Raw genomic sequence first — 8,805 nt, 5'->3', positions numbered from 1 at the left:
GCTCCCAAGTCATTGGTGAAAGAAGCTTCGTTAGTCACTTCTGCTTCGTCTACTCCTAATTTGTCAACAATGATCTTTTTAACTCTAGTTGCGATGTCTGACATTGTAGTAAAGTTTAGTTACGGCTGCAAAAATATACTTTTTGAGTAAATAACAATTTTTGCCTCTTTTTTTAATTATTGAATGTCAAATCCTTTTTTCATTTCACAATTACTAACATTTGTAAGTAAAAACGGTACGAGTACCTGATTTTTGTAATTTAGGCAACTTATTTCTTCCAAAACCAATCGCGGATGGCACTTAAAATCATTGATTATGGCTCGCCTGAATATTCACAGATGATCCGGCTCCGGAATGATATTTTGCGCAAGCCACTTGGTCTCAGCTTCAGCCAGGACGAACTGGACAGGGAGCGGGAAGAGATCCTGATCGGTGCTTTTGAAGACGAAAAGATGCTGGGGTGCTGCATGCTGGTAAAGGAAGACAACAGCATTGTCCGCCTGCGACAGATGGCAGTCAGCAATAACCTGCAGGGAAAAGGGATCGGCAGGGCGCTGATGAACTTCGCCGAGAATATTGCGCGGGACAGGGGATTCAAGAAACTCACCATGCACGCGCGCAAGACAGCTGTAGGTTTCTATGAACACCTCGGTTATGAGGTTTGCGGCGAAGAGTTCCAGGAAGTCACCATTCCACACTTCGTCATGGAAAAGAAGCTCCGGTGATTTTTACCATCTACTGCCAATTCTTCACCTATTGCCATCCCATAGCCATCCTATAGCTATCCTATTACTTAAGGCTTTCCCCGCCTGGGCTGTTCTACGGTAAATTTTACAGGTTTCGTCAGGCTTCTGTCTTTTCACTTTCCGTTACTTTCCGGTGCATCCGCTGGAGGAATTGCAGGATGGTCTTCATATCCCGCTGGTCTTCCACCACCAGCAGGAAATTCTTGCCGGTCTGCTTCAGCCTTGCCTTATTGGTATCCGTCTGCAGGTAGGCCAGGATGCGGTGAAACAGGTCGGATTCAAAATACGGCGAATCGTGTTTGTTGATAAAGAAGCACTTCAGCGTTTCGTCGCGTAATAACAATTTTTCAAAGCCCAGCTCCACTGCGATCTTGCGAACCCTGACCGTATCGAAAAGGTCTTCCACCTGCTGGGGTACCGGGCCGAACCGGTCGTGCATTTCGGTGTGAAACGCCTGCAATTCCTTTTCGCTTTCGCAGTTGTCAAGGCGGGTATAAAGCGACAGCCTTTCCGTTATACTTTCCACATAACTGTCGGGAATCAGGATCTCAAGGTCGGTATCGATCGTACAATCCTGGACATAATCCTCCTGTTTCTCGATCTCCTCTTTGAAAAGCTCGCGGAAGGAAGTCCGTTTCAGTTCCCTTATCGCCTCATCCAGGATCTTCTGGTACATCTCGAATCCAATTTCGGCCATAAAGCCACTTTGCTCGCCACCTAGCATATTGCCGGCTCCCCGGATGTCAAGGTCGCGCATGGCGATCTGGAAACCGCTTCCCAGGTCACTGTGCTGCTCCAGGGTCTGAAGCCGTTTTTTGGAATCCGAAGGCAGCGTGCTCATTGGTGGTGCAAGCAGGTAACAGAATGCTTTTTTATTACTACGTCCTACCCTGCCCCGCAGCTGGTGCAGATCACTCAGTCCAAACTGGTGGGCATTGTTGACAATGATCGTATTCACGTTGGGAATGTCAACCCCGCTTTCCACGATATTCGTACAAACCAGGACATCATATTTTTTGTCGATGAAATCCATGATCCTTTCTTCCAGCACGTGGCCTTCCATTTGTCCGTGTGCATAACCGACACTCAGGTCGGGACAATGTCCCTGGATTATACCTGCCATTTCTGCCAGCCCATTCACCCGGTTGTGAATGAAGAATACCTGGCCGTTCCGTTCCGTTTCAAAATAGATGGCATCACGGATAAAGTCTTCATTATATACCTGTACTTCCGTCTGGATCGGCTGCCTGTTTGGTGGCGGCGTATTAATGATGCTGAGGTCTCTCGCTCCCATCAGGCTGAACTGCAGTGTTCTTGGGATGGGTGTTGCCGTTAGTGTAAGGCAATCAACGTTTGTGCGGAGTGTCTTGATCTTTTCCTTATGGGCTACACCGAACTTCTGTTCTTCATCGATGATGAGGAGCCCGAGGTCTTTGAACTTGACTTCCTTTCCGAGCAATGCATGCGTGCCGATGATGATATCGACCTTTCCTTCTTCAAGCCGTTTCAGCGTTTCCTTCTTCTCTTTTGTTCCCTTGAACCTGTTCACATAGTCAACGGTTACAGGAAAATCCCTCAGCCTTTCACTGAAAGTTTTATAATGCTGGAATGCAAGAATGGTCGTTGGCACCAGTATGGCAGCCTGTTTTCCATCCACCACTGATTTAAATGCTGCGCGTACAGCGATCTCTGTTTTTCCAAATCCGACGTCGCCGCAAACCAGCCTGTCCATCGGCGATGGGTTCTCCATATCCTTCTTAACGTCTGCAGTGGCTTTACTCTGGTCGGGTGTATCTTCATAAATGAAGGAAGCTTCCAGCTCGGTCTGCAGGTAAGTATCCGGTGTATGACGGAACCCCGTCTCCGCTTTTCGCTGGGCATACAGTTTGATCAGGTCGAAAGCGATTTCCTTGACTTTGGTCTTGGTTTTCTCTTTCAGTTTTGCCCACGCATCGCTGCCCAGTTTATTGACCTTGGGAACTGTTCCTTCCTTACCGGTATACTTCGAAATTTTGTGCAGTGAGTTAATGTTCACATACAGGATATCGCTGTCTTTGTAAATGATCCTGACTGCTTCCTGTAGCTTACCATTCACGTCGAGTTTCTGGAGACCACTGTATACTCCAACACCATGATCGATATGCGAAACAAAGTCGCCGGGTTGCAATTCGCGCAGGGTCCGCAGGGTCAGAGCCTTATTCTTGTTGTAAGCCTGCTTGACTTTATACTTATGATAGCGCTGGAATACCTGGTGGTCGGTATAACACACCTGTTTCAGGTCTTCATCTATAAAGCCCCCATGGATGGCAACGGGTATGGGAGTAAAATGGATCTCAGCTTTAAGATCATCGAAAATACTGTGAAGCCTTTCGAGCTGGCGCGGGTTCTCCGCGAATAGATACAGGCCGAAACCTTTCTTTTCCCATTGCTGAAGGTCTTTTATCAGTAGTTCGAATTGCCGGTTGAACGACGGTTGTGGCCGGGTATGAAACTGAATTTCAGTTTTGAGGTGACCAGTGATCGTGGAATTGCCTTCCATTTCAAGAAGGTGCATGGACTTGAGTTTATCTTCCACTTCAATTGCGGTCACGAATTCTTCACGGTTCACCGAACGCCGGATGAGTTTATCCTCTTCTTCTTCCGGCTGGCTGACGCTTTCCTGCCTGTCCAGGAACAGTTGCAGATCTTCTTCCTGGATCTCAATCCGTTCTTTCACGAATTGCCAGTCGTTCATCCAGACTGCGGTGTTATCAGGGAGGAAATCAAACAGGGTTACCGTCGCTTCTTCCGGCAGTTCAGCCTGCAGGTTAGGGATGATATTAACCTGCAGTAATTTTCTTTCGCTCAACTGGGTTTCGGGATCGAAGAGCCTGATTGAGTCCACATCGTTACCGAACAATTCGATGCGATAGGGCTTTTCATTGCCAAAGGAATAGATGTCGAGGATACCACCGCGAACGGCAAACTGCCCCGGCTCGTATACAAAATCAGTCCGGGTAAAACCGGCATCGGTGAGCTGTCCGTACAATTTCACACTATCCAGTACATCGTTCACTTTGATGCGGATAATGTTTCGGTTAAGCATTTCCGGTCTTACTACCTTTTCAAACAGTGCCTCGGGATAAGTGACCACGAGTTTTTTATTACCGCCGGAACTGAGCCTGGTGAGTGTTTCTGTCCGAAGCATCACGTGGCTGCTGTTCAGGATCCGGAAGTTTTTTTTATTCCTGAATGAAGAAGGGAAATAGAACAGGTCAAGTGCCCCGGTCAAGTTTTCCAATGTATTGTGGAAATAAGCGGCTTCCTCCGCATCGTTCAGAACAATGATATGATTGAGTTGTTCGGTGATGCTGTGGCGGAAAAGCGCTGAGACGATGAATTCCGGGGAGCTGCCGGAAAGATTTTTCAGTACCATGTGTTGAGGTTGGGACATGGTGAGCCTGTCCGCAACCTGAAAAATGCGGTTATCATTAAGGTACTGCTCCAGTAAATGTTCCAGATTCATTTATCACAACCCGCTGGTGAAGCGGGAACGGCAAAGATAATGATATGTAAATTTAAGGTATCTTAGTAAGAGCCTCTTTCTTCCGAAATGCCTATAATACGCGCTGTATGTTCAAATCCCTGCCAGTTCTTGCAATCATAGCTGTGTGTGTTGTCGTTTCAATTTATTTTTTGCGGAAAAACCCGTCGGAAACAGAACACAGGAAAATCTACCTGGGCAACGGAAAGAAAAAGAAAAAGACACAGCAGGAACGCGCGATGTTCACCGAGGAAAGGATAAAGTATGAGTATGATATGATCAAGGATGGTGGTACCGGGCTCATTCCCAGGGGAATTCATGAACGTGAACTGCAGCAGGCATACCGGTTGCCGGTCAAAGAACGTGACCAGAGCATGCGGCTGTCACCTTTCGCCGACAACAGTTATTCTGAAGCAGGTCCACACAATATCGGCGGTCGTACGCGGGCTGTTGCGTTTGATGTTCGTTTCGGTACGGCAGGAAACAGTGTTATAATAGCGGGAGCTGTGAGCGGTGGCCTGTTCCGCTCAGCAGATGGTGGCGCAAACTGGACGAGGGTAACACCGGAAAATGAGATCCACAATGTAACGGCCCTTGCACAGGACCCCCGACCTGGAAAGCAAAACATCTGGTATGCAGGGGGCGGTGAACCAATCGGCAATTCCGCATCACCTCCTGCAGGTGGCGCGTTTTACTATGGATACGGCCTGATGAAATCAGTGGACAACGGGGCTACCTGGCAACGGATCCAAAGCACGTACACAGGAACGCTGGAGGAATTTGACGATGTATATGACATTGTACACAAGATCATTGTAAACCCGGTTAACGGTCATGTATATGTGTGCGGCCACCGGCGGCTGATGCGCAGTACCGACGAAGGGGTAACGTTCGGTGCAGTATTCGCCGGTACGCAGCTTGCTGGAGCAGATAACGGGCAGATGGATATTGTGGCTACAAATACGGGAACCCTGATTCTTGCGGTAAATGGCGGGTTTCCGGAACAGTCGTTGCGGGGCGTCTGGCTCTCGAATACAGGCAACCAGGGTAGCTGGTCAAGGTTTGCAGGTGGACAAACGCTTTCTGGTGATTCCATTGTCGGGTGGCGGGGAAATTCCTATGGCAGCGGTGGTACTGTTTCTGAAGCGTCGAAGCGGATCCTGCTGGCCCTGGCTCCATCGAACAATAACATACTTTACACTTTTTATGAGAACGGGCTCTCACAGGAAGGCTCAAACGGCAAACCCGAAGCGGACCTGTTCAAGTTCGATTTCAGCAACAGTTCTTTCACCAATCTCTCCGCTAACATGCCCGATTTCAACGGCCAGCGTAATGGCATTGACCCGCTGGCAGTGCAGGGCGGATATGATATGCTCGTTGCCGTTAAACCAGACAATCCCAATGTCGTTTTTGTTGGCGGCACCAACCTGTACCGCTCCACAAACGGGTTTACGACCAAAACCGCTACAAGCTGGATCGGTGGCTATCAATACTGGGGGCCGAATACTACCGAGTACGATGTGGTTCAGTATGAAAACAATCACCCCGATATCCATAATTTAATTTTTGATCCTACCAATGCCTCGCGTGCATTGTGTGCAACCGATGGTGGATTGCACCTGGCGGAAAACATCCTGGCAAACGCAGGAGCAACCAAACCTGTAACCTGGCAGATGATCGGTAACTACCAGACCACACAATATTATCATGTCAATCTTGAAGTAAGGCCATCTGGTAACCAGGTGGATAATTTCATTGGTGGCATGCAGGACAACAGTACTTACCTGCGGGTTGCCGGCAACAACGATCACGTGAATGCAGGCAGCGGTGACGGAGGTGCAGCTGCGATAAGCAAATTCAATAGCTTCAGCGATTACATGATGTATGTGACGAGCCAGCTGGGCAGTATATCGAGACTGATTCCCAATGATGCCACCAACATCAGGCCGAATGGGCTTACATCGAATTTCAGCGGTGGCTTTGGCGAATTCGTTACCTACTTCGCTCTCGACCACGATAACACGGAGGACATGTATTACGTGAACTTCAACAGGATCTTCAGGACAACTGCCGCATCTTCGGTAACCCCTTCTACCTGGACCGAACTCACGGGGGTAGCGAACAGGGTGAACCCGGGCAACTCCAATGGTACGGACATAGGCATCAGGGCTATTGAATTGTCACGCGGGCCATATATGAGCTCACATGTAATGTATCTAGGGTCAACGGAAGGAAGGGTGTTCCGGCTGAACGACCCAAGGAATGTTGCGGTCGCCACGGCTCCGGTCGACATAACACCCCCTGTAATTGAGGATCTCATAACAGGTGGCACTTTGCAGAACGCCAGGGTGAACGTATCCGATATCGCTGTAAACCCTAACAATGATGACGAGGTAATGGTAGTGTATTCAAATTACCAGGTTACAGTGGGAACCACGACACATACTGATATCAATATCTGGTGGACCACCAACGCCAAAAGCTCTTCGCCGACATGGACGCTGATAGAAGGCAACCTGACGCTGCCGTCTATCCGCAGTTGTGTGATTGTAGCCCGTAAGGATCCGGCAGGCAATCCTTTCACTGAATATTATGTCGGCACTTCAGTGGGGCTTTACAGCACGCTGGGAGTAAAGGACACACTCAATGCCGGAAGACCGGTTACCTGGAAAAGGGAAGGCGGTTCAACGCTGAATTACTCTTTGGTCACTTCGCTGGCTTACCGTCCGCAAGATAACCGGCTGCTGGTGGGCACGCATGGAAACGGAATGTACTTTACAACCATCCCGTCCCCTAATTTTACACCGAACATCAATACAGGAACTGTTGATCCGGTGATCAACAACAAGAATTTTATCCGTTATTCATGGCCCGGAATTACCAGGTCCACCATTGGTTACCAGACCGGGAATATGTTCGAAATAAAGCGGATCACTGTCCAGGTTCATAACGTTAACGGCCAACTGGTATTCAGGAAAGAAACCGGGTACCAGAACGGTGATATTGATGTGGCCAGGTTACCAGGTGGCACGTATGTGCTTACCATAACAAGTGAGGACAACAAACAGCGATTTATAACGAAGTTCATAAAACAATAATCCATATGTTACAACCCTGGCAAACCGGTAAAGTTATCCGTATCGTGGATGAGTCCGCCAGTACGAAACGGTTCTGGATAGAAATGCAGGAGACTGAAAATTTCGACTTTAAGCCTGGTCAGTTTGTAACACTGGATCTTCCGATTCATGAGCAGAAAAACAAAAGGTGGCGCAGTTATTCAATCGCTTCCTGGCCGGATGGAACCAATGTGATCGAACTGGTAATTGTATTACTTGAAGGCGGGCTCGGCACTCACTATCTCTTCAACAGCATCCAGGAAGGCAGCCTTCTGACACTAAGGGGACCACAGGGAGTTTTCGTTTTACCCGAGGTTATTGAAAAGGATCTTTTCTTTATATGCACCGGAACCGGCGTTGCGCCATTCAGGGCGATGGTACATGATATCCTGATCAGGCAAAAGCCGCACAAGAACATCTACCTGATTTTCGGATGCAGGAAATTTTGCGACGGACTGTATGGAGATGAATTGAAGCAGCTGGAGAAGGAGTTACCTTCATTTCATTATATCCCAACTTTTTCAAGGGAGGAACCTTCAAACGGCGATTATCGCACGGGATACGTGCATTCAATATATGAGGAGATCTGCAGTAATGAAAAAAGGCAGGGCGTAGACAGCCCGTATCCTGCAAATTTCTTTCTTTGCGGATGGAAAAATATGATTGATGAGGCAAAGCAGCGAATCCTGGCGATGGGATATGAAAAGCGGGATATCCACCAGGAGCTGTACGGCTAAGCTCAGGCTTTGGCCTTGGTCTTTGACCCGCCTGAATCACCTAAACTTAGACTGATTACCGGCACTTTTATAGAAGAATCGTCTGACATTTCCGAGTTATGCTTATGTAATCGGAGGATTTCTGCGTGATTTTCAACCATTTCAGTTTCCAGCTCTAAAATTCTCTTTCTCGACTTGGCAATCTGACGGGAACGGAAGGCAAAACCTATCAAGGAACCTGTCAAGAACGCTGCGAACACCCAGACAAAGGCATTAGCGTTTATTAGAACAGACATCATAGATATTGGTTTGAGTCATTGTGGATATTCACAGGGTTACCCTTTATAAACGAACCGTTTATAAAATTATTGTCCGGCACTGCGGTCAATGGGAATTACTGTGAAGCAAGTTTGTTCTTACCGTTATCTGTCTGTGAGTCCTTTTCTTTAAGGGAAACCACTGGAGTGGCCGCGGGGTGGGAACTGTTCACCGAATCAGAAAGCTTTCGCTGAAGGGAAAGAATTTCCGCATGGTCGTCCATTTTTTCCTTTTCCAGTTCAAGGAGCTGCTTACGGAGCAGCTTCACCTGAATCCAACGGAACAAGAGTCCGACAGAAAATGCGAGGGCGCCGGCTAAAACAAGCAATCCTAGGTGTACAGTAATCTGCATATTGTTATTATAGGTCCCGGTCCGAAGGTCAGGG

6 protein-coding genes are annotated in these 8,805 nt (G+C 48.1%); 3 read left to right on the top strand and 3 right to left on the bottom strand.

Annotation, left to right across the window (positions count from 1 at the left end):
* Positions 1-293: 293 nt before the first annotated feature.
* Positions 294-725, top strand: coding sequence for a GNAT family N-acetyltransferase (locus OI18_RS03075; protein ID WP_039137022.1), 432 nt, complete (start codon positions 294-296; stop codon positions 723-725).
* 118 nt (positions 726-843) lie between these two features.
* Here the strand turns inward: OI18_RS03075 and mfd are convergent, their stop codons facing one another.
* Positions 844-4,161, bottom strand: a complete 3,318-nt coding sequence (mfd, locus tag OI18_RS03070; protein WP_240312710.1) for a transcription-repair coupling factor — start codon at positions 4,159-4,161, stop codon at positions 844-846.
* A gap of 197 nt (positions 4,162-4,358) precedes the next feature.
* Here mfd and OI18_RS03065 point away from each other — a divergent pair, with 197 nt between their 5' ends.
* Positions 4,359-7,367, top strand: coding sequence for a T9SS type A sorting domain-containing protein (locus OI18_RS03065; RefSeq protein ID WP_039137019.1), 3,009 nt, complete (start codon positions 4,359-4,361; stop codon positions 7,365-7,367).
* Between the two features lie 5 nt (positions 7,368-7,372).
* Positions 7,373-8,122: a ferredoxin--NADP reductase gene (locus OI18_RS03060; protein ID WP_039137018.1), complete on the top strand. Its 750-nt coding sequence runs from the start codon at positions 7,373-7,375 to the stop codon at positions 8,120-8,122.
* 2 nt (positions 8,123-8,124) lie between these two features.
* Here the strand turns inward: OI18_RS03060 and OI18_RS03055 are convergent, their stop codons facing one another.
* Both OI18_RS03055 and OI18_RS03050 read right to left on the bottom strand, forming a co-directional pair.
* Positions 8,125-8,400: a hypothetical protein gene (locus OI18_RS03055; RefSeq protein WP_039137015.1), complete on the bottom strand. Its 276-nt coding sequence runs from the start codon at positions 8,398-8,400 to the stop codon at positions 8,125-8,127.
* Between the two features lie 95 nt (positions 8,401-8,495).
* Positions 8,496-8,771, bottom strand: a complete 276-nt coding sequence (locus OI18_RS03050) for a hypothetical protein (protein ID WP_039137013.1) — start codon at positions 8,769-8,771, stop codon at positions 8,496-8,498.
* Positions 8,772-8,805 lie beyond the last annotated feature (34 nt).

It is taken from the genome of Flavihumibacter solisilvae, assembly GCF_000814475.1.
GTDB classification, from domain to species: domain Bacteria; phylum Bacteroidota; class Bacteroidia; order Chitinophagales; family Chitinophagaceae; genus Flavihumibacter; species Flavihumibacter solisilvae.
The sequence above is the reverse complement of the archived record's forward strand: the minus strand, read 5'-3'. Positions and strand labels throughout refer to the sequence as shown.

Coding starts and splice junctions, on each gene's coding strand:
- OI18_RS03075 (WP_039137022.1), top strand. CDS start 294: ATGGCACTTAAAATCATTGATTATGGCTCGCCTGAATATTCACAGATG.
- mfd (WP_240312710.1), bottom strand. CDS start 4,161: ATGGTACTGAAAAATCTTTCCGGCAGCTCCCCGGAATTCATCGTCTCA.
- OI18_RS03065 (WP_039137019.1), top strand. CDS start 4,359: ATGTTCAAATCCCTGCCAGTTCTTGCAATCATAGCTGTGTGTGTTGTC.
- OI18_RS03060 (WP_039137018.1), top strand. CDS start 7,373: ATGTTACAACCCTGGCAAACCGGTAAAGTTATCCGTATCGTGGATGAG.
- OI18_RS03055 (WP_039137015.1), bottom strand. CDS start 8,400: ATGATGTCTGTTCTAATAAACGCTAATGCCTTTGTCTGGGTGTTCGCA.
- OI18_RS03050 (WP_039137013.1), bottom strand. CDS start 8,771: ATGCAGATTACTGTACACCTAGGATTGCTTGTTTTAGCCGGCGCCCTC.